Raw genomic sequence first — 26,368 nt, 5'->3', positions numbered from 1 at the left:
CAATTCAATGCAATATGCAAAACCCGACAGAGGCACGTTACCGACTGTATACAAATGCCTGCGGTCTTTGCATACGTCGCGTGCCAAAGGGGAAACCCCTTTGAAACCCCGAATAGCGGGAACATCGTTACCAGTACTGGAAGGTACTTTATGGCTGCTAAACAGAATAAAGAGATCGTAATTTCACTGCGTATTACTCTCGATGAGTTTTCCCTATTTGAAAAAAAGATAAATGAATCCAAACTCAGTCGTTCAGCATTTTTTAGAAAATTGGTGTTGGATAAAAGAGATTTTATCAATATAGAAATAAAAGATACCCGACAACTATTATACCTTTTTAATAAGTCCAGCAATAATATAAACCAGTTGGCTTTTAAAGTTAACGTGGCTCATAAAAATGGGACAATATCAGATAAAAAATATACGTTGTTTCTTAATGCCCTTCTCAATATCGAATCACTGATGAAAAAGGCGGTGGAAGATGCTGATTAGGTGCCGGGGCTATAATTCCGGCGTAAAAGAATATTTAGAAGAAGGTCAAAAGACTGGACGTGAATTTTCTCGTGATGAACTGGATGAACGTGTCATATTAGATGGCAATCTTGATTTAACTGAAATGGTTTATAAAAGCATTCCAGATAAAGGCCAAGATCGCTATCTTACCTTTACGCTATCCTTCAAGGAAGACTTGGTTGATGAGGAAATGCTTTCTTCTATTACACAAGAATTTAAATCATTTTTGATGAAGGCGTACTCTCCTGATGAATTTAATTTCTACGCAGAAGCTCATCTTCCAAAGATAAAAACGATGAAAGACCGTAAGACGGGGGAAATAGTAGACCGGAAACCTCATATTCATATCGTTATCCCCAGAAAAAACTTGTTGTCTGGAAATGAAATGAATCCTGTAGGAAACTACAAGCAGAATGAGAAATACTTAGAGGCTTTTCAAGAATACATCAATCAAAAATATGAACTGGAATCACCTAGGGATAATATGCGAGCTACACCAACCAGTTATGCTGATATGCTTTCCCGCTATAAAGGGGATGATTTCATGCCGAAAAATAAAGACTTTAAAAAACAAATATTACAACGGGTTTATAATGAAGATATCAAGTCTAGGCAATTTTTTTATGATCTCGTTTCTCAATATGGGAAAATTAAAATTAGAAACGCCGGTAAGCTTAATGAGTATATTGCGGTAAAATTAGACGGTGATAAAAAATTTACTAATTTAAAAGAAAGTATTTTCAGTGATGATTTCATTGTTCATCGAAGGATAACAAAACCTCCGCTTGAACAGAATATAATTAAAAGTCGATTCTCTGAATGGGAACGACGTTCAGCAGAAATTAAGTATATAGATAAAATTGCATCGCCTCGATTCAGGGATAAATATTATGAATCCGGTGATGATATGAAATCCAAGTTACTGAACTCAAGCATCAATGAATTTTATAACGCATATCGAGGTTCCAATGGCATACGAAATAAACGACAGACAAATAACCAGCGAAGTGTTGTTGAAACTCAAAGAGGAATTACTTCCCCATCTTCCGATAGCTTGCAAAGCCTGTCCGATGGCAATGTGGCAAGTTCACGCAGCCGGCAAGGAGATCAAGTGCTATTGCCGGGTGATGCACGCTTTCTCGTGGGAAACAAGCAGACCGTCAGAAATTCTGGATTGCGACGCGCTTTATCAGGCGGAAGAGGAAGAGTTTCCAGCTCAAGTTATGCTTATGCCGAGCCAGGAAGAACAGGGTATCAGCAACGATATGTGGCCGGGAGTCGCAAGCGATCAGGAAAATTACAACTAACCCCCTACCCTGTAATTCCACGATTTAAAAACAAGATACCAACACTTGCTGATGTAAATAAGAGAGCGGATTTTCTTTTTTCGGCGGGGATAATTACGACTAATAAACCAAAGGGTGTTTTTTCTAAACCCATTAATGCAGACGTTAATTCATCTTCATTGTCCGCTTGGTTAATTCGGAGAATTAAAGACAACTCTCCGCATCAAGGCATTAATAAATTGCTGAAGACAATTGACCAAGATTTTCATGATATCAAACGGGAGGTACTATCCGATAAACGATTTAGCCATGAAGAAAAGAACCAACTTATTTCAGTCATTCATTTTGAGCGACTGAAAAGGAAGAATGCGGCTTTGAATAAGAATGAGGGTTATATTATGGGTAGTAAAGAAATTCGGAAATTGATGAGCAGTAATAATAAAAAAATGTCAGGGTTTACTATCAGCGCCCCTGAGCCAGAAAAAAATCAAGGGGCTAAAAATCGTTTTGCACGTGTAATGGAGAAAATCAGGAATCCTGTCGAATATTCTAAAGCTGCTGATGAGTCAAGGAAGTCAGTAGAAAAGCAACTCGATGCCAGCAAAATCTACACCAAAAGAACCCGTAAGAGTCATGTTCACTATCTTGATAAGACGAGTGATAAAACCCTGTTCGTCGATACCGGCAAGCTGATAACGATGCGTAAAAACGGCTTAAGAACCGATAGTGTTGCCATTGCGCTGGAGCTTGCTCAAGGACGGTTTGGCAGCACCCTTAACATTAAGGGTTCAAAAGCATTTAAAGAAATGGTTGTTAATGTCGTCGCGGAGAAAGGTCTGGACATTCACTTTACTGATAAAAAGATGAATGAGGCCCTTGAACTACGGCGTGAAGAGTTATTGAAGGCTAAGGAACGCCAATCCAACAATGCTGATAGAGAGACGGCATTTACCATAGAGGGGGCTGAAACTGCTATCAATAGGGCTTCTCACGATGCCGATATGCCGGTCAACGATAAATCGTATAGTGATGGGACAGAAAATAAGTCAACAGTGAACGACGAACCTTTATACCGTTCAGTCGCTCAACTTGAAGGTAAGATCGTTAAACATGGTGCAGCCCCGTATCTTCACAAGGAAGGAAATAGCGACAATTACTATGTTGTTCTGAAAGGAAAAGATGGAAAAGAAACTACACTGTGGGGTGTTGGCCTGAAAGAAGCGTTGAAAGGTTTCCGGAGGGGGCAGGAAGTGGCGTTGGATTTGAAAGAGTCTAAGCCGGTGCAAGTTCGAACAAGGGACGAAAATGGTAATGTCTCTATTCGTGATGCCGTTCGTAACGTATGGGAAGCAACCAAGCTGTCTACCATCCCAAGTAGCAAGAGTAAGACGAACAAGAAACCGGTTTTGGGCAACAACACAAACGAACCGGAACTGGCGTAAAAGTTACCCATTTCAACTTATTTCAAGGGCCGGGTATCTACCTAGCCTTTTTTGTTTTTTTGACGAAGCACCGATCTTTGATCTTGAAATAACATTCTTTAGTGGTCTATACTCAGCACCATTAAGACTGTAGCAATGGGGAAAATTGATGGCACATGTGATTCATAGTAAGAGGGTGGCGACTATTACCGAGCTAAAACGTAACCCAATGGGTACAGTTGAAGCCGGTCAGGGAGAAGTCATTACCATAATGAACCGTAATGAGCCTGTTTTCTATTGCGTACCGGTAAAAGTGTATGAGGATCTTTTGCGACGTGTTGAAGTTGCCGAAACTGGCGCAAAAATAAGATTTATGAATAGTAATTCTTATGAAAAATGAGAATTAGTGTGTTAAAACAACTTGTTAGCACTGCCAGAAAAGAATTGTATGAATTGATCCTTTTAACCGAGCGTGATAAATTATGTTGGTTTACAAATTCATACGGGGGGGACGTTCCCGGTAATAGCGTCCAGGAATGGGGTAGAGAGTGAAAGCCGAACCCCAGAATGCAAAACCCCCTGAAATCCTGACGAACTTGGCGGAACGAAGGATATTCAGGGGGTCATAAAGCAGGCTACGTTCGATATTCGATAAATGCGACGTGCTTGTGAGGGATTATAGCAAATGTATTTTCTAACACAACCCTTTTCCACCGCCTTAAGTGTCGGTGTATATGATTGAAAAACAAAATCATCAATATAAAAAAGCAAAAGTCCATCGCCACTTTACACCTAAGTATTCAGGGGGATTACCTAATATAGTTCCTGTTCGCCGTCTGGCGGGAGCTTTAAAAGTGCACGATTGGAATCGTAATTCCTTCTTGCGTAAATTACGTTATAATCGTAATCAGCGTATTTCTATACGTTCTGAACGTCGAGAAACCTTTTCTGAGTTAGCTTTAGCAATGGTTGCGTATGCTGACTACAATCCAAATCATGAATATCTCTTTGAGGTCATGTGTTCAGTTGAAAAGCTGGCTGAACTTTGCGGCCAACTTTACCGTTATGATAGCGGCCGTAAGAGCTATGATCCAATATTACACGCCCTGAATGATTGGGAAAAAGCCGAGTTAATTACCATAGATCGTGATTTTGATCATGAAAGTAGACAGCATAAAGCCATGCGTATATGGATTCGACCTGAATTTTTTATGGGGCTTGGATTTTCTCCACCTGAAATGAAGGAAATTCTCAAACGCTTTAAGCGCTGGATGGAGAAAAAAGGGCTACGAAAGTCTTATGATCAGGTCTATGCTCAACATGTTTTACGTCTAGCTCGTTCTAATGTGGCATCGCTTGATAATAAACACTCTCTAAAGAAGCTACTTCAAAAACTAAAACGATTAGTGATAGGAAATGATGAAGAGTTAGAGAATGAACGTCAGCATGCTATAAAATCAGCAGAACAACGAAAGGAACTGATTGAAGCGACAGAGCCTGTTCCTGATGAAAAAAGAATTTATTGGCAGAAATACCAAAATTGGGTGCAACAACAGCCATTAGCCCAAAGATTATCTTTTGAAAACAATATTAAAAGCAAATATCCTGAACTTTCAAATGAAGAACTATATCAGGTATATGTAGAGCACCTTCCTGATAGGTAAATTCTCTTATTCTTGAATTACCGCCTTGACTGGCGGCTTTCGTGTTATTAAAACTAAATATCTGGTCGTTTTTTAAACTTAATTAACTAAGTTCAGAGAGAATAATTTCTATATTGAGAGTATCTTTCATAGGATTGCTGTTAAAACATACAATTAAATTCGAGCTGTATAAATAGCATTCTTTTAACTTCGGTTTAATTTACTTGAAATCTATTAAATTCGAAGTTTATTTCTGAACTAAACGACCCTATAAATAGGGAGTTAGCAGGGGTATTTATTCCCCCTGCTACTCCAAAAAATAAAAAAGATGACTTCGCTTGCAAGCGGTTTTACCGCTGCCGCTCAGACTAGTGATAAGTCTAGTAACTACAGTCTCGCCCGTAGCTCGCTTACGCTCACACTCGCAGTACATCCGACATTCATAGCTAACGCTATTCTGTCGGCTAACTGCGTTCTTTGAAGGCTCAAATCAACCACCCTTAACACACTGAATTACGATGGCTCTATAGGAACCGGAAAGGGTTCGATGCCCCCTATAACTCTTGTAGTCGCATTAGACACACTTTCTTACGCAAGAGTGTCTAATGCTCCGCTTCGGGGCGATCCAACTCCTAATGATTCTTAGGCATTCTTTCGCCCCTTATATTTGCTTCGCAAATCAACCCCATAAAATGGGGTTTGGAGTCAACACTCACAGCTTAGCAGGACGAAGAAGAGTTAAAGTGCTCCCATTTAGTTCCCCTTTTCATCAACTGATTGATCTTTAATGCTCCAAAGAGTAGCCTCCCATGTCCTAACGGGCATAAAAAAACCAACAATCTTTACGCTGCAATTTGAGGTTGTAAGCCGGAATTGTCCAGAATTTTACCGCGCTTATTATCATTTATCCTTGCATATCTACAGGCTTTAATGTCTGAACAGGACACAACACGTGCACACGGAACCATTGATGCTTTCACCAGTGAACGCATAATTACTATATTGAAAATGAATCAAGTTCACGGTTTAAGAGCCTTGAATTCTTTCGTTTTCTGAAAGATTATCGGCAAGGGGTTCCGTGGTCATTTCTGCAATAACACCAGCTAAGCGATTTTCACCCTGACGGAAATCACCTGTTTTCCGTTCAAGGGCTAATGAGATGAATATTCTTGCCCAAATATGGCGTTTTTGTATGCGACAAACACCATCGGATAATCGAATGGTACGACAAACTGATTTCTGACGTTTTCCGTACATTTCAGATTCAGCATAACCTCGAATGTTTAGGATCGGATCTGGTTAACTCATTGAATTTCTGTGAGCCAACTTTTGTTACCGTGTATTGTTGCAGAAATTCCCACGGTGCCCCAACATGACATATTGCTGATTGAAAATGTAGGGGTCAGCTTGGAGGCCGGAAACTATTGTACGTTAAGCCTGTTTTTTGTACTTTTCAACTTTAGCCGGACTTCTATGCCCTAAAGGGCATCCTTCATACACCGAACAAACAATATTAATTTATTTATCTCAACTCTTTACGTCACAAAAGTAACGTAATGATGTGATTGATCCGATGATACTGGGCGGGTTTGTCGTTCAAACAGAAGATAACATTTAAGGCGTACAAGCACCTTATTCAACATAACACCTGTTGCCAGAACCACCTGTACGCCCTTCAGAACAGTTTTCACCTAAGTCCCTCTCTCCTGCCCCCAAAACGCGCAAAAACGCGCACAGACATTTTTTAAAGAATGAATAATTATGCACGGCATCACCCACAAATCAGCTTCGTCACGAAATTGTGACGAACATCTTATTTTTATAAATTTTCTCACAGAAAAAAAATCCCCGGCGACGAAAAAAACCGTCCGGCTTGCGTGACAGAATGTTGGCGGTTGGACTGCCGATATGATGAAATTCATTTTCAGTTAGTGTGAGCCGGATGAAATGGATTGCAAGCCGGAAAAGATAAATGCAAGCTCATTTGCAGTTAACGTGAGTCCGCCGGATTATAAACGCGAGCCGCTACAAGTAATGCCATTTGCAGCGCTCTCGGTATCAAAAATCGATATTGACACTATCAGGTATCATAAAAAACTTACAAATTATGATACTCAAAACTCTGACTATGAAGACCAGTGAACTTTTCGAGGGAATGTGCACAAAACCCCAAAAACGAGGGCTACCATAGATTTTTATGCTCTCCCAATAGTGGGCGGTACTACAAGCTTCCATAGCAATCAAAGTCCCTGATTCCATTTGTCTAACAGCATCCAGTAATCGACTTCGGGTCATTTTTTTATTAAATATAATGTGATTATCGTTAAGCAAACAAAGCTGAAAAACAGATTTAGCGAGATCAATACCGAGAATTTTATGATACATGATGGACGCTCCCATAAAATGAATATACTTATTTCATTTTGGTACAATTGACGCCATACGGGACGTCCATCTCATCAGATCAAGTCTGAACTACTACAGTGTAGACATAGGAGAAAATTTACTCTTCCATGTCTACCAGGTGTTTTTTTCAAAATACACACAACAATTAGTATTGTAAAGTGTATTGAAATTTGAAAATATTTATTGATCCATATTTAGACTTACGTTGCTAACTACATTGTCAGCCAAGTGTATATCTAACTTTTTGTTATTGTGAAAACAAGATAAGAATGTTATGTATTTTGACATACCTATGCCAGAAAGATCAATGATAGTAACTGTTTTACTTAAGTCTGAATTTTTCACTACAACGGTAGCATTTCCTGTTTTCGAATTAATTTCTATTTGTGTCACATCACATTTACTCATTGTTGATTCTATATTGCTAATTGGAACTTTATAACCATCTGTCATATTATTTACCTCATTTTATCTTACGGGTTCTATTGTCAATTTAAGAAGGTAAGCCAAATCTAATTTTTCATTATTTTGGTTATCTACCATTCTATTTTTAGTCATTTATAGTTTATATAAATAAATCAAGCATGTTAATTTCTTATTTTATAAATCAAATAAAATTTGATTTTATTCTTAACTGAAAACCACCTCCTGCGGAGGTGGTCAGAAACAGGTTTTGGCTCTGCCGCTACGAGATCAAAGTCCATAAGTTTTACGGACAATACTCTGGCGCTCAAACTTTTGATGCCTTCCTTAATTAATGAAATGGACAGGACTAGCGGGAGCATTCGCGCAGAAACTTACGGTTTAACCTTTTTGGGGCGTTATATAACGTATGAAATTTTACTGATCTGAAACTACTTTGTTTTCATTCTCAAAACTCTCATAGAGGGAAAGTAATCGAGAATATAATTTCGAGAATGGCTATTTTTGCCCATCCCCCGATAAGGTTCAAAGTTACTTTTCAAGCCCTTCCACTGTTTATGACTTTAATCTGTCAATAATGTCGTCAGGTCAACCGACTTGACGAACTCACCAACGCTAAATGTTGTCGCTATGTCATTAAACTCAAATCGACCGTAGAAATTAATGTGTTGCCACGCCACCGGCGATATTTTACCCAGCTTTTTACCCATCTGTCCCATCTCAAATAAACCGTCAGGATCACCTCTCTCAAGCAAACTGGACAAGAGTTCTGCGTTGAAATAAATAACTGCATTGGCTATGAGTCGGGTACATTCGTGGCTAATATGTTGTTCATTTTCACTTTTTACATTCATTTTGCCCCCGTTGACATGCGCTATCGCTTTTTTCAATCGGTGGTAAGCTTCACCACGGTTTAATGCTTTGGCAACGTATTGGCGCAGGGATTTATTATCAATATAGTCGAGCATATAGATGCTTCTTATAATATTATCCAGCTCCCACAACGCTTTTTTTGTTTTATTTTGTCGGGCATAAGAGCTTAATTTCCTAACAATGGATGATTGCGTCGTTTCCTTCTGACCAAGAGAAGCCATTATATGTTGAATATTTGGCCATTCTTCGATAATCCGTTCTTCATTCACTTTACGAATAGGCTTAATAAGGAACTCTTCACTGTATTTCCCTGGCGGCTCAAACCCAATGATACCCTCTGTTTTTGTTGGAAAATTTTTATAACGTGGAGCAAACTGATAGCCAAACGCGTATAAAATCCAAAAGTTAACCTGATTAGTGCCGTGGGTATCTACAGAGTGGCGATCGGGATCTATCTCTGTCGTATTATTGTAAAGGAGGTCGAACACAAAATAACTCTCGTGCTCGTGGGTGCCTATTACTTTTGCATTGATTGGCACATGATTACCGACCAGTGTTAACGCTGAAATTCCTTTTTTAAGACCGAAGTATTTTGATGCATATCTTGCGTTGGCTGTATTTCTTTGGGTCTCAAACCGTTGCCCATCACTGCTGGAGTGGATCACATCCGACTCAATATCGTAGTGTCGGAAAATAGATAATTTGGCGGTCGCATTAGCGACCATATCATTGGACTCCTTTAACGTTTCCAGTCGGAAGAAGTTTTGATATGTCATTTGTAGCACCTGATGACTTATGTCAGAAATCTCGCCCATCCTGCCCAGGCTCATATTGGTGCCAAGGGCAATAATACAGGCAATAAGTGACTTTTTATCCTGGTTGCCTTTAGTATATCTGCCTAAAACATGATTGAAACCCGCTAAAAATCCTGTCTTTTTGTCCACATAGCTTAATAAATTAGCGATGCTGATCGTTGGCACAAGATGATAAAAACGATGATTATCTTCGTCTTCTTCCTTTTTATAAGGCAGAGTCCAGTTAACGGTACGGCCTTTACGGTAATTGTTAAATTTAACGTCCTTATTTTTTCGGCTAATTATCCTTTGATTTACATGTTGTAGTTTTTCTTCAAGCTCATCTTTAAGTTCTTGCAAAGTTTGGGATATTGGTCTCTGTAATACGGACAGATCTAGGTCATTCAGGACACTTTCTTTGTCGGCTTCCCACCTGTTCATGGGAATTAAGTCGTCTGTAAAACTTCGATATTTAGTGGTGTTCTGGTTAAAAATGTCCCCTGATTCAAAGGCTGTTTTAAGCATCCTGTATACGGCAAATTCATATCGATCAGGAATGAGTTGAGGTGATTTTGCCCGGCTGTAAAGGTATTTTTGAAGTGATTTAGTTAACCCCAATTCCGCAGAATTCAGGTTAGTTAAAAAATTAACAGGGAAATCTTTGTCGGGTATTCGCCGCAAAATTTTTCCGTCCCTAAGACAAGTCTGGACAAAGATTGCGGCTTCAAGAAGTCCTGACTCATCGGTATGACTACTAAAGTCCAGTACCCGGATAATTTGACGCAGATTCTTTTTAAAGGCGGCTGATAAGGTATCCAAGTGTTGCCAATGAAACTCCTCTTCATCAAAGCCTGATGACCCGATAAAGAGGGCTACTATCTCCATTTGTTCCCTGTTCAACAACTGAAATGCTTTGGTTCGTATCTCACCAAAAGAGACATTGTCAGTGATATCGGGGTTCAAGAAAAAGCCCAATATTTTACCCGTGGCCTTGATATCTTCATTCGCTTGAGACTTCCTTTTATACACCATATCTTTAGCAAACAGTTTAGCGGCTTCTTCATACTGGCGGACATGGCAAATAAAGGCTTCGACCAGATTGTCATTGATGACATGCGTTCGATGGTAGGTGTAGCAAAGAAGATAAAAATAAGCGATCAAAGGGTCAAATCGCCGAAGTTTATAAACTGAATAATATTCAATCAGTGTTGCGTAATAGCGGATGCTTTCATTTGATATGCAAAGTGAGGGTAACCACTGACAGGCAAATTCATAAAGGGGACTGAGTTGCTTTACCCAGGTGGATTCTCTGACAATTTCGGTATAACTAAAGTCCCTTAGTGCCTTTTTTAGTTGGGTTATCCAGTGCAGACCCCCTGATTCTTCAGATAATAAATTTGTGAGTGCCTCTTCCACATCAGGATTAAGATCTGATTTTAATTGCTCACAGATACGCCTCCTCTCATCCGATAAACATCGTCCAATCAAATCCTGAAAAGTACTGTACGCAGGGGGAATGATCTGATTTTTATTGAGGTGACTTAACAATGCCCGCAAGATAAACACAGGCTTAGCTGACCTTTTAACAACCCGTGCGGCCAGTTCAGCTAATTGTTCTGCCATGACACTGCCATAGCGTTGATAATTCAGATGCTGGCAAATAAGTCTTTGCAATTGTATCCGGGTCGTCTTGCCTGGAACTTTTATATTGGCGGCAGAATGATCAGGGAAATGGCAAGCCAGAATATAAGAGATATCCGTGATAACATCTTCCCGCGTGTAGGTAAAGAATATTTTCCTGGATTTAAAATACCCAAGCATAAGAATGAAGTTCACTCTGGAGTTAACAGACCAACCTTGCGGTATTATCTGATGCTCCTTATCGGATAAGGTGAAATAGTATTCTCGCTCCTCCAAAGTAAATCGAGGCAGGACAAAATAGTCCTGAATTTCAGGTTGAGTCAGTATAGTCAGGCGCTTTTTATTGGTATTCATTTTTTTAATTCTTAATATGGCAGGGTGACATTGAGTATGTCACTTTATCTTTTCCTTACCACCTTTAATGGACATAGATTTATATACAGTTTATATTACATCTTTCCATCCGTATTTAGGCTAAAACAAGGCGGTCATTTAAACCTTCGTTTAACTGACACACCAAAAGCGAGAAGAAAGGTTTATGGCGCAAAAAATTGATGTTCGGGGTATAAAAGTCTCTGTCTTTTCCGACAAACAAGATGACTATATATCGCTATCTGACATCGCTAAGTACAAAGATGGCGACCGCGGTGATTACATTCTGCAAAACTGGATGAGAAACCGCAGTACCATTGAGTTTATCGGTTTGTGGGAACAGCTCCATAATCCCGATTTTAAATCCATCGAATTCGATGGATTTAAACATGAAGCGGGTGCAAACAGTTTCTCTCTCACGCCAAAACGCTGGATCTCAACCACCAATGCAATCGGGATCATCTCGAAAGCGGGCAGATATGGCGGAACTTATGCGCATCGGGATATTGCTTTTGAGTTTGCTTCCTGGATCAGCGCGGAGTTTAAGCTCTATCTATTAAAAGAATTCCAACGGCTCAAACAAGCAGAAAATGAACAGAAAAATCTGGAATGGAATGTTTCGCGCACTCTGGCCAAGGTCAACTATCATATTCATACAGAGTCAATAAAAACGAACATTATTCCCGCCCTGGAGCTTAACCCAAAAGCAAGAAACTTTGCTTACGCTAATGAGGCCGATATATTGAATCTGGCTTTGTTTGGCAAGACAGCCAGCGACTGGCGTAAAGAGAACCCGGAACTAAAAGGCAATATACGGGACTATGCCACACTGGAACAGCTTGTCGTGTTATCTAATTTAGAAAGCTTCAATGCTGAACTTATCGAGCAAGGCCTCTCTGCAAACGACAGGTTCCAAAAGCTGAATCGCGTTGCGGTCAGTCAAATGAAGATCCTGATAGAAAACAAATCCATTGAAAAACTTAAACAATTAAAATAGGTCATTCATGCGAATTGGGTATACCCGTGTCTCCAAATCTGATGGAAGTCAGGTGCAGGATCTCCAACTGGATGCTTTACTTGCTGCCGGTGTTAATAAAGAAAACATTTATCAGGATGAAATATCAGGGAAGTCAGACAAACGTCCTGGATTGGATGCCTGTTTGAAAGCGCTCAGGGCCGGCGATGTGTTAATGGTATGGAAGCTTGACAGGCTTGGCCGAAGCTTAAAACACCTGGTGAATACTATCCATGATCTGGCGGATCGAAAAATCGGATTTAAGGTACTGACCGGGCAAGGTGCAGAAATTGATACGACGACGGCCAGTGGCAAATTGGTCTTTGGGATTTTTGCCGCGCTGGCCGAATTTGAACGGGAGTTGATCAGTGAACGAACAAAAGCAGGGCTGGCAGCGGCCAGAGCAAGAGGACGTGAAGGCGGACGTTCTTTTAAACTCACAAAATCTCAGGTTCGCCTGGCACAAGCTTCCATGAAGAGTAGAGATTGTAGCGTATCTGAATTATGTGAAGAGCTTGGGATTAGCAGACAGGCTCTCTATAAGTATGTAGGGCCAGATGGGGAACTCAGGGAACACGGCAAAAGAGTATTAAAATCTTAGCGCTAACTGAGTACCCATTTTTTTCCTCATCAACTTTGAACCTTATCGGGGGATGGGCAAAAATAGCCAACAGGGAAACGGTTACTCAAATAACGACAGATGAAAATCTGACAAAAAGACAGGCATCTGCTTACAGAGTTCACGAATTACGCACATCAGAAAGTGAAAAGAAAATTACTGAATCCACAGGCATCTGCTTACAGAGTTCACGAATTACGCACATCAGAAAGTGAAAAGAAAATTACTGAATCCATTGCTACGTTGAAACGTATTGGAAAAAAAGTAAGCAAAACTGAGGTGGCGAGAATTACGGGTATATCCAGAGTTCAGATATCCAGAAGATATTCATACTTATTCGAAGATATTTAGTTATTAGGGGTTTGGGGAGCAATGGAACAGTAAATACGGTTAAGTGGTTAAATAGAGTAGGCAATATCATTAAAAACAGATTGTTATAAGTTTTATGATGCTCTCGCCGTAACCTTGGTCAAAATGAGTATAGGTCATTTGGCTATCGTAGAAGGACTAGCTAACAATAGCAATGCACGATGTAAGTTGGCTGCCCAATTTTTGGCTATTTAAATTGACCGCTTAACGGCGTTTATTGTTCCGTTGCTCCCGAAACCCCTTATTATGAAAAGTATTTATCTTCATAAAATAAAAGCCATAACGTTATGGTGCTGACTTATAATATTGTTTTATCAGCTAAATATCGGCGGTCTGTTTTTGATTCTCAAGTCGATGCAGCTTTGAAAGATGTATGCACCGAACTTGAAAAAAAGTATCACTCACAGCGCGCGAAATCTTCAAAAGGTGCCCAGAAGTGAAAAAGATATTATTGGGAGGTGAGTTTTGGACAGATGGATACTTTGCAAGCACCGTAGGTAAGCATGGTGATGAAAATATGATTGGTAGGTATGTGAAAAATCAGGGGAATGAGTACAAAACTTTGCACTCAAATCATCAAATTACTTTGCTTTAAAATACCCCGTTGCTCTGGCGTTGTTTATTAAGTGTTTTTGTTCTCTGTGATTTATAGTAAAAAACATGTCTGTTACCCTTTGTGAGGATAGTTTAATGAAAGTGCAGGTTATCACGGGAAAACACCCCGATTTTATCAGCAAGGCACAGCGTATCGTTGATATTTATAATCAGGACGGTGACGGTTTTGGTGATGAGCGCCTAAATGTATCTCGCCCTGAAACGTTGCATTTGATTTATGTAGAGGATGTTGAAGGCGGGGTGATCACCGATGCCTGGCGCGATAAAAATGGACATATACTTTTCCATTCTATAATGTTTGCTGGTTTCCCAAAACCGGAGCGTCAGAAAGGGTATCTCCGGGCCTGTATTGAGTGCGCGGGTTTTCCGATTGAAACAGTGCAAATCAATAGTATGCAAACTTATCCAATTTGGAAAAAATTAGGCTTTGATAAAGTAGGGATACTTAATATGACTTTAATGTTGAGATGTCGGGATTTTGACGGTGTGACATGGGGTAGTTTTACGTGTATTAGTTCAGACTAGATCTGACACTTCGATTTGAAAAGAAGAGAGTTACCGACTTTGATTAAAGGTGATGAATCCATAATCAAAGATTAAGAGGTAACTCTCATGCTTTATACTAGCAATCCAATCATCAAACACAAGGCGGGTCTGCTTAATCTCGCTGAAGAACTCAGTAATGTCTCAAGAGCCTGTAAAGTGATGGGTGTATCCAGAGATACGTTTTATCGTTATCAGGAACTCGTTGAAACAGGCGGGATTGATGCGTTAATCAACCAAAGCAGAAAAACCCCTAATTTGAAGAACCGTGTGGATGCGGAGACTGAACACGCCGTTATCAACTCGGCCATCGAATTCCCGGCCTATGGGCAAGCCAGAACAAGTAATGAACTCAGAAAAGCAGGCATCTTTGTGTCTGCCAGTGGTGTCCGTTCTATCTGGCTCAGACATCATCTTGAGAACTTCAAAAAGCGTCTGGCAGCCCTTGAAAAGAAAGTGGCTGACGAAGGCATTATCCTGACTGACGAGCAGGTTGCCGCCCTTGAACGTAAGCAGCATGATGACGAAGCTTGTGGCGAAATTGAAACCGCTCATCCTGGCTATTTAGGGTCGCAAGATACCTTTTATGTCGGTAATCTTAAAGGCGTGGGACGCTTGTACCAACAAACTTTCGTCGATACTTACAGTAAAGTGGCTTTCGCGAAACTCTATACGAGTAAAACGCCCATTACGGCGGCGGATTTACTGAATGACCGTGTGCTGCCGTTCTTCAGCGCTCATAGATTGCCGATGTTACGTATTCTGACAGACAGAGGCACCGAATATTGCGGGCGTGTTGAGCACCATGATTACCAACTGTATCTGGCTGTCAATGATATCGACCATACCAAGACAAAGGCGATGTCACCGCAAACCAATGGCATCTGTGAACGGTTTCACAAAACCATCCTGAATGAATTTTACCAAGTGACGTTCAGAAAGAAATTGTATGGCTCATTGGATGAGTTACAAAAAGATCTGGACAAATGGCTGGACAATTACAACAATCACCGCACTCATCAAGGAAAAATGTGTTGCGGCCGGACACCAATAGAAACCCTTCAGGATGGGAAATCTATTTGGGCAGAAAAAAATCTGACCCAAATATAATCTGACAGTCGCCGATAACAAAGTGGGTAACTGTCAGATCAAGTCGCGACTAGTACATCTTATCCTTCGAGTCATTACCCTCATAAGCATCCCTGATGTGCCGATAACTCGCAGTACCACTCACCCGTTGACTAAATCAGCTATACTTTCTTAGGTCTGGATAATCCTGGAGAGCGTAAAATCTATGGTAGCCCTCGTTTTTGCAACACTCATTTTGATGAATTTTGGGCTTGCTTAAATCTATCCGGCGTCACTATAGGCAAGGAGCCTGCGCCTCGATGAGTTCCGCGCCTGATGAACCTTAAAAGTGTGCCGGCTTCAAGGAGCCAATTTTTACGCGAGGTTTCTCATCAGGCCGGTAGGCCGTTCATGTCATCAATTATCAGTCTTCGCAAAACCTGTGGGGTCTCGTTTCAAATTTGTTCACAACAGGCTTGATTTAAGCTTCAAATACCGTGTGTTGTGTTGTAATAGCCCATGCTATCCGGGCAAGTTTATTAGCCAATGCACAGGCTACAATATTAGAATGTTTTCGTTCAAGTTGCTGCTTAACCCAGTCAGCCAGTTTGCCCTTTCTATGCTCGATATGCAGTATGAACGTTCGGGCACAGAGCACCAACAGTTGTCGGAGTGTCTTGTTACCCCGTTTACTGATCCCCAATAAGGTTGTCTTTCCTCCGGTACTGTACTGGCGGGGCACCAATCCCGTCGAGGCTGCAAAATCCCGGCTGTGGGCGTATTGTTTCCCATCGCCCAGTTGTGAGGAAAGCACACTCGCCGTGATGGGGCCAATGCCGGGGATCGTCATCAGCCGTTGTCCGATATCATCCTGAGCAACCTCCTGTGATAGAGCAGTTTCAATCTCGGTGATTTGCTCAACCAGATAGTGATAATGTGCCTGTAACCGCAGTAATACCTGCACCAAATAAGGGGGAAGTTCATGTTCAGCCAGCACAGCAGAGAGCCGTTTTATCACGGCAATCCCCTTGGGCATGCTGATACCAAATTCAAGCAGGCAAGCCAAATAAAGTCGCTATCGTTGCTTGTATGCGTAAGTTACTGGTCATTCTCAATGCAATGATAAAAACAAATAAACCGTGGGATCAATCTTTCCACACGGTTTAAAGCGAAAGACAGTTGCTCATTAGTGTGGGGCACTTTTTTAACTCACTATAAATTAAGCAATTAAGCGTGCTTATCAGATAGCGGTGAGAACCACTCAATCGTCACAATTCCCCGTAACCTGAGTGGTTAAACTATTTTATCCAGCTTTCATCGAATCCATGCCCCACATTTTTTTACGCTCTCCCAAGAGTCATGCGCAGGCAATAATGTTGCGTGACAAGCTCGAAAAGCGTCTGGCTGAGTGTAAACTGGAGATAAGCCCGGGTAAGACGAAAGTCGTCTACTGCAAGGACAGGGAAAGAACGGAGACATATCCTGAAATCAACTTTGACTTTTTGGGCTACACGTTCAGGCCAAGAAAGTCGGTCTCGAAAGAAGGAAAACTATCGGTGAATTTCCTGCCAGCGATGAGCGCCAGAGCTGCGAAGGCAACCCGGCAGACAGTACGGGGCTGGGATTTGAGTCACAAAACCCCGTTGTCGCTGGAAGTAATGGCCCATTGGCTCAATCCCATGTTGCGAGGCTGGGTTAAGTACTATGGGCGCTTTTATCGGTCAGCAATGGACTGTATAGCCAGTCATATTTCGTGGGAGCGCAGGGGGGAAGTTCCCTTGCGCGATCCGATAACCCCTATTTCTGAGAATTCGGTATTCTTTTTTTCTGATTACCGTTCTTATCAAAATATCTACTAGGCCAGATCTCCGACGGGTGCAAACCTAGATGATCGGCAATTATAAATTCACCTTTAGTATAAGGAAGTTTTAAGGCATTCCGTAAAGTACTTGAACCTAGTCCAGCTTGACGAGATAACGCACTTAATGATGTTCCTGATTTACGTATTTTAGCAATAATATCAGCCGGATGCCAATCGATACTTTTTTTCATCAATTTCTCCTGCTACAACAAATTTATGTAGTAGAAAGAATAGCCCATAAAAAAATAATTTAATTGGAGAGGAAAAAATAATGAATAAAGTTAACTAGATTACAAATGAAAATGATTTTAATGATGCACTGAAAGCTACTTTCAGAGAACCTCTGATACACAACGCTTAAAATCTGATATGTTCAACATATCTATAGATATAAACTCTTTAATCATTACTATTGATCTGCCAGCAAATATCAAAAAACATAAGTAACAAAAAGGGGCTTACGCCCCTTTTTTTAGCTGTAGCATTACGTTTTCCGTTGTTTTTAATACTGTTTCTAAAGCGCTTTCATATTGCAATATTCTTTTTTTAGCTAACATCAATTCTTCTTCTAATGGTGTATTGTCTTTTCTGTGTAACTTTAGAACTTCTTCAGCAAAAATATCATCATCTATGTAAAAGTAGCATGGAGGAACGTTTAGAATGGCTGCCATTTGACAAGCAGTATTGTAAGCCGGGGCAATAATCCTACGCTCATATCTAGATATAATAGCTTTAGCTACATCCTCATCTTCAAAGCCTAATTTTTCACCTAATTATGTCTGTAACATCAGGGAATAATACATACTGAATAATAACAAAATAACACTATCGCTACCTATATCCCTTCTATAAGGTTTTTTTTAAGGCTTACTATGAGCGAAAAAAATTTTCATATTGATGATGTAATTAAAGAAAGAATAATGTCTCTTTCATGGAAAGAAGACCAAATATCTACACTATATAAAAAAATCATAGATATTATTCATTCGTTTAATGAGTGTAGTAATGATATCTGCATAATATGTATACATATATTATATTCATCTATAAAGGATGGCGTATTAGACTAAGAAAAAGAAACATGGGAAATGCTAAATGATGATGTGGCATATAAATTTGAAGTGATTGCATCTTATCTCATGCTGGATGCAAAAAATCGTGTTGAAGTGATAAAGTTTAATAAATGCAATTTCATCGCATCAAAACTAAATTAAATTTTCTTTTTTCATAGATAGCCTTAAAGGTGCCTGCGATTTAACGGATTAGTGTATTTATGGGTGAACATAACCTAAGACTTAGCCATTAATTAATTACTTCTTTTACTCACTCGCGTGACTGTTCGGTCAGAAACACCAACAAGACGGGCTGTTTCGCTGATAGACTTACCTTGAGCACGTAATACTCTAATAAGCTCGTGCTTTTGTAAATTTGGAGAACGGCCCTGATATTTTCCTGCTTGCTTTGCTTTAATTATTCCCTCTTGTTGACGGCGTCTGCGATCTTCGAAGTCTTTTCTAGCAATCGCAGCCAGCATATCTAGCATCATGCTATTAATGGCAGAAAGCATACTGCGTGTAAAGTCATCGGCCCCGTGCTGAGTCAGTGCCATATGACTTGTCGGTAAATCCAAGCTGATAATCGCCAGTTTTTTTTCCTGGATCATATTTTTCAGGCAAGACCATCCTGTGTCATCAAGTCGAGATAATCTGTCTACCTGCTCGACCAGAATAAGGTCGCCTGATTCTGCGTCATTCAGCAATCGAATTAGCTCTGGGCGATGAAGTGATGCTCCTGAAGCGTTTTCAATGTACCAACCAGCTACACGGTGGCCGTATTCTAAAGCGAAAGATTTCAGACGCTCTTTTGCACGTAGAGCATCTTGATCATGTGTAGAAGCGCGAAGATATCCAAATATGTACACAAGATAGCCTTAATAGGACATTAGAGTTATGACATATTATCCTATGTCATTTAAGTTATGTCATTAAATAATGGAGGGGGAATTTAAGTCCATGACATTAAAGTATACATAAATGTCATGCCAATGTTTACACATTGCATTTTATACATAAATGTCATGCCAATGTTTACACATTGCATTTTTGAGCAATCCATGCCATTGTGAACCACGCGCTCTTTATTGAACTGATTGCGCAGAAATGAACAATACGGAGGATTTTAATGCAAAGTAAGCCAACGATTAAAAAATTTGAACGCGGAGATCGCCTTTATGTACAAGCACAACAAATCTGGCTGATTCTTGTGGCGTTCGTTGAGCATAATAAATCTAATGGTTTATCTACCATTACTTATGGCGAGTTAGCTGAACAAATGGGGCATAGCTCAAGGCAAGCAGGAAGGACATTAGGTCGTCAATTAGGCATTATTGGAAATTTGTGCTTGTTGAATGATTTACCACCATTAAATTCAATAGTTGTTAACCAACAAACTAAAGCTCCAGGTAGTGAAGTCGTTATATCTCCTTTGGGAAGTGTTGATATCGACCAACAGGCAGTTTTTCAAACAAATTGGTTTGAGTTCAGAGTTCCTACAACAGGGACTTTTCGCACCGTCTGGGAGAATGTTGATGAATGGGTGTAATCAAGAAATTTAGTGGGGTTGCACGCCGGAAACGCCGAAATGCACATAATGAGTTTTAGTATTGATGCGGAACTGTGCAATAAATAGGCTTAGCGTAGGATATTTTCCGTTTTCCAAGCGGACCCCAGTATGCACTAAACAATTACTTAAGAACAGTGTCAGGACAACACAATGAAAAAGATTTAGCTCGTACATTTGTCCTAACTACATCTCAGAATGAATCTCAAATCAAAGGATTCTACTCTTTAGCTCTATGTTTAGTTGATTTAGTAGATCTCCCTGAAAAAATCGCTAAAAAATATCCTGCATCATTACATTGTACACTTATAGGACTAGCGGGAGCATTCGCGCAGAAACTTACGGTTTGGGATTTTAAACCCTCCATGCCATGTAATTCTTTCGCAAAAACGGTGGATTATGAGAACTGCTTGAGTTGGATTTTTACTACGCTTCGTTCAGGCATTACAATTATCAAAATCCATTCTCGAAATTATATTCTCGATTACTTTCCCTCTATGAGAGTTTTGAGAATGAAAACAAAGTAGTTTCAGATCAGTAAAATTTCATACGTTATATAACGCCCCAAAAAGGTTAAACCGTAAGTTTCTGCGCGAATGCTCCCGCTAGTCCAAGATATGCCGATGACATGGTGTTTACCTTTCAGTATCCCAAAGAAGCAAAGCGTTTCTATGAAGTTTTACCGAAAAGACTGAATAAATATGGTTTGGAGTTGCACGATGACAAATCGCAGTTAATTTCTGCGGGACACGTTGCAGCAATGAGAGCCGATTTGTCAGGAAAACGGTTACCCACGTTTAACTTTCTGGGCTTTACCTGCTATTGGGGTAAAACGCGAAAAGGATACTGGCGGTTGAAATTGACCAGCCGAAAAGACCGTTTCGCAGCTAAATTGAAGGGACTCAGGGATTTTCTCCGGAAGAACCTGAACACGACTGATATAAGGCTAATCCTGAATACTGTCATCAGGGTAGTCAGAGGCTGGATAAACTATCACAGTGTTTCTGACAACCAGAGAAGAGTTGAGCAATTTATCTACCAAAGCAAGTGGATAATTTATCGATGGTTTAACCGGAAAGGTGGGCGTCACCGGCTAACGTGGGAAAAGCTAAATCTAATCCTGAAAATGCTGAATTATCCATCCCGATGGAAAACACATTCAATGTTCAATTCTCGCTGAATAGGTGTAGGGGCACAGGTCTGTCGGGAGCCGGATGCGGTAGTTCCGCACGTCCGGTTCTGAGGAGGGGGCTGTCTGGGTGACCGGACAGCTCTCTCACCCAAACCCCCAATACGTTGCTTAAAACGCTATATATCAAGGGAGGTCTTTACGCTATTGCGTAACCGCAATCGTCAGATCAATAGCATACAAATAATGACTTGACACTTAGAAGGGCATCCAAGGTAGTCACTATACGAGCAAAGCGTTCAGACGATTATTGCAGCGTTATAGTATCAGACAAAGCCTGAGCCGGCGGGGAAATTGCGGGGATAATAGCCCGATGGAACGTTTTTTCCGGCGCTTAAAAAGCGAATGGGTCCCTTTGGCGGGATAGGCAAATTTTAGGGAGGCTCACCACTCTATTACCCAATATATAACAGGTTATTACAGTCAGCTTCGTCCTCACTGGTATAACAACGGGTTAACACCCAATGAGTCAGAACGATTATTTTGGAAAAACGCTAAGCCAGTGACCAATTTTTGTTGACCACAACAGTACGGGCAACTCACTTTGTAAAAGATCGCATATCACCGGCTTGTCATTTTCAGAAGACGATTGCACGGAATGTCAAAAGTCGTCTACACTCGATTGCTGGAGCTATGTTACCAATCATCCAGTGTAGTGAAAATGACATTAGGGGTGCGCTTGGAGATCGGTAATCCGTTTACGATGAGTGTCTATTCTTTCGCATTATCTACAGGTGCCGGAAATTTTAAAAAATAACTAAATTCAGCTTGCAGTTCATAAACAACTCTAGACCAACTTTTTCCCGTTTCATTCACTTGTTTAGATATTTCTTCATAATGTGTTAAATCATAACTAGAGAGATAATTATCTCCAACTGTATAAAATCCCAATCTCTCTGATGGACATTCATCTAACACTTTTTGCAGTTGATCTAACCATTCTTTTTCTTTTAACGTTAATACACTCATATATTATTTTCCTATTTTATTTATTGGGATTTATCGGCAAGCATGAAAAAAAAACGATCATGCGGAGTCATTTCTGGAATGGTCGTATGATTTAGTGCATGATTATTAACTTTATTCATCATTTTTGTCTCTCCAAATAATTAAACTTATGACTTTCAAATTCAGCACCCAACTTTATCATTTCATTTAAAATACGGGATAAAGTTTTATCATCAAGTGTCAATTGAGCCGCTATGAAGAATAGTATATGTTGATTTAGTTCTCTGGGTTTTTCACCGCCTGTATATTTTCGCCATTGGTTACCATTAGACACTCCTGCCAGTTCAGCCATTTGTTGACCTGTTGAATTTAATCTGAATTTCAAGTCTGCCAAATCGTTTGTTGACGGAGGAATATAATTTTCAATTAGCCGCATAAATGTATACCATTTAGAAAAATGGGGCAATTTGCCCCATGTGTGTATCAACCTACAAAAATATACTTTATCGCTGCGATAACAACGGCAACCCCAACAGCAAAAATCAATTTTTTCAACCAATCCAGATCACTTTTGATAGACACAAGATCAGTTTTTAGAGTATTTTCAGTTTGTTTTAAATCCTCTTTTGTCGCTGCGCTCACATTTTGTAAATCAGCAATAATTTCTACAATTTTCTCTGCTTGAACTTCATTCATGCCTGATTCTTTTAGAGATTTAATTGCATTGTGTGTATTCATAGTGATGGTTGACATTTCTCATCCTCTTGGGGTTGATGGCTGCTGACTATTCAGCTACCTGATAGCTATCAATATAATACCAAAAGGGCTAAATGGCAATGTTTTTGCACAGCATTAGAGAAGTGGTCATGTCGTTGAAAATATAGCATTAATGAATTAAATAGACTTTAAACCTGCTAAAAGATGAGAAAATAGTTAAGGTGGGGGTGAAGAACAAACGTCAGAAAGCAAAATAAAATAATGACTATATGCTGAAAGTTTTCACGGTAGGTTTTACGTCAGTATAATTTAGACCCACTTGTCCTAGTCTGACTATGCTGTTCGGTGTTAATAGATGACAAGAAGTTTGTTTCTTAATGATTTATAATATTTTTACGTATTGATAGTTAATTAACTTATCTGAAATTATCTTTTTAAATGCGTCCATAGCCTGTTCATATTTTGAAAGTTTATTTTTTGCATCATTTAATTCTTTTGCTAAAAAATCTTCTATATTAGAGGTATTATCTTTTTTATGTAAGTTTAAGATTTTTTCAGCGAAAATATCATCATACGTGTATAAATAGCATTCTGGGATATCTAAAAATTTAGCTATCCTGCAAGCCATCTCATAAGTTGGAACATGAACTCCTCTCTCATAGCTAGAGATCTTGATACGAACTGTTCCTATGTCTTCTGTCTCCAGTGCGAGCAATTTTGCTAATTCTACTTGAGATAGCCCCTTGTTTTTTCTCGCAAATATCAATCTTTTAGGCAACATAATTTTTATACATTTTTACTCTTGACTCTTTTTTACCATTGTTTCAGAATGTGCTGTAAGTAAGACTTACTTACATGAAAGGTTTGCTTTCATTTGATGAGTGTACTAATAACAAAATAAATTATTCCAAAATCAAATTAATTTAATAGTAGCTATTGAATAGTTGTTTTTTTACCAGGGAATCTTATTGATCATAAATATAATAAGCGAACCGAATTAACATGCTGACGAACGTTTTCTTGAAAAGACAGTTGCAAATATTATTCTTAATTTACTGTGGGAATCATATGAGCGTGATGAATTAAAAGATAAAGTGTTATAAGTTATTTATTTATATGACGTTAATTTAAAATTGACTGTAATTATCTCTAAGAAAGATATTTTTTCATAGGTAGTATTAAAGGAGGTTAAATATAATAATATTTTTTATGTAATGTATATTGACATTTATTTGTTTGAATGTAATCTGGCTTGGAAATCCCAGTAAAAATAGCCTTCTCATAAAGCGGTATTAGATATAAATGCTGTAATTTTTGTTTCTTTCGAAAAATAGTTAAAACCTATTGTTGAATACCACCCATAGGAGTGGTTATTCAGTTAAGAGTAAACTTTATAGAAAGGATAATATAATGGCTGGACAAATCACGACAGTTCCTAATGATAAGAAAAATATTATCAAAGGGCAACCATTCAGTGTAGTTTTTACGATAACTGGTGAATCAAATATTACGGATGCGGTGACGGTCAGTATTGTTTCTTCACTGGGTCTGAAACTAATAAAGACATTCCCTGGCTCAGTTTATAAGAAAGTATTTTCCCAGCAATTGATATTCCTGGCCGATGAAAGCAGCAAGGATCATCAAATCAGCTTTACCACAAATTCTCCGAGCAAACTAAAAGGGGAGGTGACCTATCACTCTATCGACAATCCAGAGATGATACGAGACACTTGTGTACTGAGAGGAGCCTCGGATTATTTGTACGATCCAAGTCCCGTTGCGTTTACTGGTCCAGCCCCAACAACCAACCCATTCATTTCAGCGTCAATCAATCCGATGATGAAAAAGGGAGGAGCAATTTCAAGCTATGATATTCCTCTTCGTGCAACAGCGCCCCTGCGAATATTCACTGCGGAGGACATGAAAGAAATTCCTGCTTATGAGGTTGATCTGGAAAAACAATATTATTACTATCTGGTTAATAAACCATCAATTGATGCTGTTAACCTAAAAATATACGCAACTCAAAGTATCAGTCGGTTCGTCGGGATTGAGACGATCTTCAGCCAGATAGAATACAGTCAAAAAGAAACCATATTTATTAACACTGTTAAGCTTAATACATCCGATAGCTTTGAACCGCCTGTTATTGAGGAAACATACTCATCTTCTAATTTAACAAGGCCGGACCAAACGGATAATTTCCATTTCATGATTCCAAATTACCCGGGCGCGAAAGCCGGTGATTTCATCATCGGGTTTGTGACCGACGATGACAAAGACATTTATAAGAAACAACTATGTTTTGGACAGTTAGAGCGTGAACAGAGCGGATATTATAAATTGTCAGCCGATTACGACAATCTATACGCGGGTGATAACTTTATCAGCTATGTTGGGCTTGACGAAAAAGGCAACACTAAGCTTAATTAACCCCAATTCCGCTTAAGCTATTACTGAAATATCTTCTTCTGAGTAGAAAATTTTCAGTGATGGCTTTTTCTCTTTAAGGCAGTAAGCAATCAATCCCGTTAAAATGGTTAACAAAAAACCGGTTATACTTCGGTGACGAGAATGTTCTAATTGAGAGCCGTTTTTTAATTGTCCATTAATCGTTTCAATGATAAAACGCTTTTTAAGCATAACCTTATCCCACTCAGCCAGTGCAAGCGCTTTCATGTTGCGGCGCTTTTTCGTGATAAAGGTGATATCCGTTTTAGCTAAATCATCCGCCAATTCCTGACTCAGATATCCTTTGTCGCCGTAAAGAGAACCCGTGAGATCTTTTGATAATTCGCGTACAGGCTCCCTATCATCCACATTACCCGGGGTCACTTTAAGCGCTAAAATTTCGCCCAGATGGTTAATAATCAGGTGTAATTTGAACCCATAGAACCATCCCATTGAGGTTTTTCCGCGTTGCGCTATGCCCTGAAAGACCTTATGACGAGGAATACGGATGTTATGACAAACGCGCAAACTCGTGGAGTCGATAAAAGCAATGCCTGTCGGTTTTCCTTTTAATTGAGTCAGATAACTGGATAAGGGGACCAAAACGGACGGGGCAACGCTGATAAAACGGGTATAACTGAGCAAGGAGGGGAAGTCGCGGTGATGGTATTGCCAGATATGCTCCAAATAAAAGTTTTTAAAATCACGGTAATGCGACCGCTGAAAGAGGATTAAAATTGTCATGATTTCACTGGGATACATGCGGCCTTGTCTGCGGCGCAGGCGGTATCCGTTATCGAGACAAAACTGCGCCCACTGGGGGATGAAAAGACGACAAAAGTCGTCGACATCGCAGAAAATTTCAACTAACTTGTCCATGGCCTGTTCCTCCCCGGAGTCGTTTTAGGCTTTCACCAAAACTTTGCTCCTGGAACAGGCCTCTCGTCAATTTCTTATCCAGAATTCAGGTTAATTACATAAG

Annotated in this window: 23 protein-coding genes and 6 pseudogenes; 15 read left to right on the top strand and 14 right to left on the bottom strand. The window is 39.7% G+C overall.

The features are described 5' to 3' along the window. Positions 1-150 precede the first annotated feature (150 nt). The 4 genes from AAC852_RS16090 to AAC852_RS16075 all read left to right on the top strand — a co-directional run bounded on the left by AAC852_RS16090 (position 151) and on the right by AAC852_RS16075 (position 4,884). Positions 151-492: a plasmid mobilization protein gene (locus AAC852_RS16090; RefSeq protein WP_340621868.1), complete on the top strand. Its 342-nt coding sequence runs from the start codon at positions 151-153 to the stop codon at positions 490-492. Then, positions 482-3,241, top strand: a complete 2,760-nt coding sequence (locus AAC852_RS16085) for an LPD7 domain-containing protein (RefSeq protein WP_340621867.1) — start codon at positions 482-484, stop codon at positions 3,239-3,241. The genes AAC852_RS16090 and AAC852_RS16085 overlap by 11 nt, the downstream gene beginning before the upstream one ends. Positions 3,242-3,389: 148 nt before the next feature. Further along, positions 3,390-3,620, top strand: coding sequence for a type II toxin-antitoxin system prevent-host-death family antitoxin (locus AAC852_RS16080; protein WP_340621866.1), 231 nt, complete (start codon positions 3,390-3,392; stop codon positions 3,618-3,620). Between the two features lie 334 nt (positions 3,621-3,954). Beyond that, positions 3,955-4,884, top strand: a complete 930-nt coding sequence (locus AAC852_RS16075) for a RepA family replication protein (protein WP_340621865.1) — start codon at positions 3,955-3,957, stop codon at positions 4,882-4,884. A gap of 1,005 nt (positions 4,885-5,889) precedes the next feature. On the opposite strand, the gene AAC852_RS16070 is transcribed toward AAC852_RS16075, so the two are convergent. The 5 genes and pseudogenes from AAC852_RS16070 to AAC852_RS16050 form a co-directional block, all read right to left on the bottom strand. Next, positions 5,890-6,120 carry a hypothetical protein gene (locus AAC852_RS16070; protein WP_340621864.1) on the bottom strand — a complete coding sequence of 77 codons (231 nt, stop codon included), beginning with the start codon at positions 6,118-6,120 and terminating at the stop codon, positions 5,890-5,892. Between the two features lie 278 nt (positions 6,121-6,398). Further along, positions 6,399-6,554 carry a hypothetical protein gene (locus AAC852_RS16065; protein WP_340621863.1) on the bottom strand — a complete coding sequence of 52 codons (156 nt, stop codon included), beginning with the start codon at positions 6,552-6,554 and terminating at the stop codon, positions 6,399-6,401. Between the two features lie 514 nt (positions 6,555-7,068). Then, positions 7,069-7,248 (bottom strand): annotated as a pseudogene (locus AAC852_RS16060) (IS110 family transposase); the annotation flags it as partial. 201 nt (positions 7,249-7,449) lie between these two features. Then, positions 7,450-7,722 carry a hypothetical protein gene (locus AAC852_RS16055; RefSeq protein ID WP_340621862.1) on the bottom strand — a complete coding sequence of 91 codons (273 nt, stop codon included), beginning with the start codon at positions 7,720-7,722 and terminating at the stop codon, positions 7,450-7,452. Between the two features lie 533 nt (positions 7,723-8,255). After that, entirely contained in the window at positions 8,256-11,354 is a 3,099-nt protein-coding gene (locus AAC852_RS16050; protein ID WP_340621861.1) for a Tn3 family transposase, read from the bottom strand. A gap of 184 nt (positions 11,355-11,538) precedes the next feature. On the opposite strand from AAC852_RS16050, the gene AAC852_RS16045 reads away from it, so the two are divergent. The 5 genes and pseudogenes from AAC852_RS16045 (at position 11,539) to AAC852_RS16025 (ending at position 15,643) form a co-directional block, all read left to right on the top strand. Beyond that, positions 11,539-12,369 carry a KilA-N domain-containing protein gene (locus AAC852_RS16045; RefSeq protein ID WP_047678222.1) on the top strand — a complete coding sequence of 277 codons (831 nt, stop codon included), beginning with the start codon at positions 11,539-11,541 and terminating at the stop codon, positions 12,367-12,369. Between the two features lie 7 nt (positions 12,370-12,376). Beyond that, the gene (locus AAC852_RS16040; RefSeq protein ID WP_023043657.1) at positions 12,377-12,988 is read left to right on the top strand and encodes a recombinase family protein; all 612 of its coding nucleotides are present in this window, start codon (positions 12,377-12,379) and stop codon (positions 12,986-12,988) included. A 674-nt stretch (positions 12,989-13,662) separates the two neighbouring features. Continuing rightward, positions 13,663-13,970: pseudogene (locus AAC852_RS16035) on the top strand (transposase). A 95-nt stretch (positions 13,971-14,065) separates the two neighbouring features. Then, a complete protein-coding gene (locus tag AAC852_RS16030) occupies positions 14,066-14,515 on the top strand; it encodes a hypothetical protein (RefSeq protein WP_340621860.1) in 450 nt (149 codons plus the stop codon). An 87-nt stretch (positions 14,516-14,602) separates the two neighbouring features. Further along, complete coding sequence (locus tag AAC852_RS16025) at positions 14,603-15,643, top strand: IS481 family transposase (protein ID WP_340621859.1); 1,041 nt, start codon at positions 14,603-14,605, stop codon at positions 15,641-15,643. A gap of 439 nt (positions 15,644-16,082) precedes the next feature. Here the strand turns inward: AAC852_RS16025 and AAC852_RS16020 are convergent. Next, positions 16,083-16,664 (bottom strand): annotated as a pseudogene (locus tag AAC852_RS16020) (IS110 family RNA-guided transposase); the annotation flags it as partial. On the opposite strand from AAC852_RS16020, the pseudogene AAC852_RS16015 reads away from it, so the two are divergent. Next, positions 16,655-16,768 (top strand): annotated as a pseudogene (locus tag AAC852_RS16015) (IS110 family transposase); the annotation flags it as partial. The pseudogenes AAC852_RS16020 and AAC852_RS16015 overlap by 10 nt on opposite strands. 209 nt (positions 16,769-16,977) lie before the next feature. Then, the gene (locus AAC852_RS16010; RefSeq protein ID WP_340621858.1) at positions 16,978-17,460 is read left to right on the top strand and encodes a group II intron maturase-specific domain-containing protein; all 483 of its coding nucleotides are present in this window, start codon (positions 16,978-16,980) and stop codon (positions 17,458-17,460) included. Here the strand turns inward: AAC852_RS16010 and AAC852_RS16005 are convergent. The 3 genes from AAC852_RS16005 to AAC852_RS15995 all read right to left on the bottom strand — a co-directional run bounded on the left by AAC852_RS16005 (position 17,399) and on the right by AAC852_RS15995 (position 19,383). Further along, entirely contained in the window at positions 17,399-17,653 is a 255-nt protein-coding gene (locus tag AAC852_RS16005; protein WP_340621857.1) for a helix-turn-helix domain-containing protein, read from the bottom strand. The two genes, AAC852_RS16010 and AAC852_RS16005, sit on opposite strands and share 62 nt — an antisense overlap. A gap of 267 nt (positions 17,654-17,920) precedes the next feature. After that, on the bottom strand, positions 17,921-18,133 hold the full coding sequence (locus AAC852_RS16000) for a hypothetical protein (protein ID WP_340621856.1): 213 nt from the start codon (positions 18,131-18,133) through the stop codon (positions 17,921-17,923). Positions 18,134-18,768: 635 nt separating this feature from the next. Continuing rightward, positions 18,769-19,383 (bottom strand): recombinase family protein, encoded by a 615-nt coding sequence (locus AAC852_RS15995; RefSeq protein ID WP_340621855.1) that lies wholly within the window; start codon positions 19,381-19,383, stop codon positions 18,769-18,771. 260 nt (positions 19,384-19,643) lie between these two features. On the opposite strand from AAC852_RS15995, the gene AAC852_RS15990 reads away from it, so the two are divergent. The 3 genes and pseudogenes from AAC852_RS15990 to AAC852_RS15980 form a co-directional block, all read left to right on the top strand. Continuing rightward, positions 19,644-20,063, top strand: coding sequence for an MGMT family protein (locus AAC852_RS15990; RefSeq protein ID WP_047964937.1), 420 nt, complete (start codon positions 19,644-19,646; stop codon positions 20,061-20,063). Between the two features lie 631 nt (positions 20,064-20,694). Beyond that, positions 20,695-21,261 (top strand): annotated as a pseudogene (locus AAC852_RS15985) (reverse transcriptase domain-containing protein); the annotation flags it as partial. Positions 21,262-21,481: 220 nt separating this feature from the next. After that, positions 21,482-21,790: pseudogene (locus tag AAC852_RS15980) on the top strand (integrase core domain-containing protein); the annotation flags it as partial. Between the two features lie 191 nt (positions 21,791-21,981). Here the strand turns inward: AAC852_RS15980 and AAC852_RS15975 are convergent. From AAC852_RS15975 to AAC852_RS15960, 4 genes are all read right to left on the bottom strand, one after another. After that, positions 21,982-22,239, bottom strand: a complete 258-nt coding sequence (locus tag AAC852_RS15975) for a hypothetical protein (protein WP_340621854.1) — start codon at positions 22,237-22,239, stop codon at positions 21,982-21,984. A gap of 118 nt (positions 22,240-22,357) precedes the next feature. Continuing rightward, the gene (locus AAC852_RS15970) at positions 22,358-22,654 is read right to left on the bottom strand and encodes an XRE family transcriptional regulator (RefSeq protein ID WP_340621853.1); all 297 of its coding nucleotides are present in this window, start codon (positions 22,652-22,654) and stop codon (positions 22,358-22,360) included. Positions 22,655-22,701: 47 nt separating this feature from the next. Beyond that, entirely contained in the window at positions 22,702-22,971 is a 270-nt protein-coding gene (locus tag AAC852_RS15965) for a CCDC90 family protein (protein WP_340621852.1), read from the bottom strand. Positions 22,972-23,317: 346 nt separating this feature from the next. Beyond that, complete coding sequence (locus AAC852_RS15960) at positions 23,318-23,716, bottom strand: helix-turn-helix transcriptional regulator (RefSeq protein ID WP_340621851.1); 399 nt, start codon at positions 23,714-23,716, stop codon at positions 23,318-23,320. Positions 23,717-24,345: 629 nt separating this feature from the next. On the opposite strand from AAC852_RS15960, the gene AAC852_RS15955 reads away from it, so the two are divergent. Further along, complete coding sequence (locus AAC852_RS15955; protein WP_340621850.1) at positions 24,346-25,368, top strand: hypothetical protein; 1,023 nt, start codon at positions 24,346-24,348, stop codon at positions 25,366-25,368. A gap of 12 nt (positions 25,369-25,380) precedes the next feature. On the opposite strand, the gene AAC852_RS15950 is transcribed toward AAC852_RS15955, so the two are convergent. After that, positions 25,381-26,265: an IS982 family transposase gene (locus AAC852_RS15950; RefSeq protein ID WP_340619422.1), complete on the bottom strand. Its 885-nt coding sequence runs from the start codon at positions 26,263-26,265 to the stop codon at positions 25,381-25,383. Positions 26,266-26,368: the final 103 nt, after the last annotated feature.

The organism is Xenorhabdus siamensis (assembly GCF_037996745.1).
GTDB classification, from domain to species: Bacteria; Pseudomonadota; Gammaproteobacteria; order Enterobacterales; family Enterobacteriaceae; genus Xenorhabdus; species Xenorhabdus indica.
The sequence above is the reverse complement of the archived record's forward strand: the minus strand, read 5'-3'. Positions and strand labels throughout refer to the sequence as shown.

What these genes read in the sequence shown, in the direction of transcription:
- AAC852_RS16090 (WP_340621868.1), top strand. Translation starts at nt 151, where the DNA reads ATGGCTGCTAAACAGAATAAAGAGATCGTAATTTCACTGCGTATTACT.
- AAC852_RS16085 (WP_340621867.1), top strand. Translation starts at nt 482, where the DNA reads ATGCTGATTAGGTGCCGGGGCTATAATTCCGGCGTAAAAGAATATTTA.
- AAC852_RS16080 (WP_340621866.1), top strand. Translation starts at nt 3,390, where the DNA reads ATGGCACATGTGATTCATAGTAAGAGGGTGGCGACTATTACCGAGCTA.
- AAC852_RS16075 (WP_340621865.1), top strand. Translation starts at nt 3,955, where the DNA reads ATGATTGAAAAACAAAATCATCAATATAAAAAAGCAAAAGTCCATCGC.
- AAC852_RS16070 (WP_340621864.1), bottom strand. Translation starts at nt 6,120, where the DNA reads ATGTACGGAAAACGTCAGAAATCAGTTTGTCGTACCATTCGATTATCC.
- AAC852_RS16055 (WP_340621862.1), bottom strand. Translation starts at nt 7,722, where the DNA reads ATGACAGATGGTTATAAAGTTCCAATTAGCAATATAGAATCAACAATG.
- AAC852_RS16050 (WP_340621861.1), bottom strand. Translation starts at nt 11,354, where the DNA reads ATGAATACCAATAAAAAGCGCCTGACTATACTGACTCAACCTGAAATT.
- AAC852_RS16045 (WP_047678222.1), top strand. Translation starts at nt 11,539, where the DNA reads ATGGCGCAAAAAATTGATGTTCGGGGTATAAAAGTCTCTGTCTTTTCC.
- AAC852_RS16040 (WP_023043657.1), top strand. Translation starts at nt 12,377, where the DNA reads ATGCGAATTGGGTATACCCGTGTCTCCAAATCTGATGGAAGTCAGGTG.
- AAC852_RS16030 (WP_340621860.1), top strand. Translation starts at nt 14,066, where the DNA reads ATGAAAGTGCAGGTTATCACGGGAAAACACCCCGATTTTATCAGCAAG.
- AAC852_RS16025 (WP_340621859.1), top strand. Translation starts at nt 14,603, where the DNA reads ATGCTTTATACTAGCAATCCAATCATCAAACACAAGGCGGGTCTGCTT.
- AAC852_RS16005 (WP_340621857.1), bottom strand. Translation starts at nt 17,653, where the DNA reads ATGAAAAAAAGTATCGATTGGCATCCGGCTGATATTATTGCTAAAATA.
- AAC852_RS16000 (WP_340621856.1), bottom strand. Translation starts at nt 18,133, where the DNA reads ATGGCAGCCATTCTAAACGTTCCTCCATGCTACTTTTACATAGATGAT.
- AAC852_RS15990 (WP_047964937.1), top strand. Translation starts at nt 19,644, where the DNA reads ATGCAAAGTAAGCCAACGATTAAAAAATTTGAACGCGGAGATCGCCTT.
- AAC852_RS15975 (WP_340621854.1), bottom strand. Translation starts at nt 22,239, where the DNA reads ATGAGTGTATTAACGTTAAAAGAAAAAGAATGGTTAGATCAACTGCAA.
- AAC852_RS15970 (WP_340621853.1), bottom strand. Translation starts at nt 22,654, where the DNA reads ATGCGGCTAATTGAAAATTATATTCCTCCGTCAACAAACGATTTGGCA.
- AAC852_RS15965 (WP_340621852.1), bottom strand. Translation starts at nt 22,971, where the DNA reads ATGTCAACCATCACTATGAATACACACAATGCAATTAAATCTCTAAAA.
- AAC852_RS15960 (WP_340621851.1), bottom strand. Translation starts at nt 23,716, where the DNA reads ATGTTGCCTAAAAGATTGATATTTGCGAGAAAAAACAAGGGGCTATCT.
- AAC852_RS15955 (WP_340621850.1), top strand. Translation starts at nt 24,346, where the DNA reads ATGGCTGGACAAATCACGACAGTTCCTAATGATAAGAAAAATATTATC.
- AAC852_RS15950 (WP_340619422.1), bottom strand. Translation starts at nt 26,265, where the DNA reads ATGGACAAGTTAGTTGAAATTTTCTGCGATGTCGACGACTTTTGTCGT.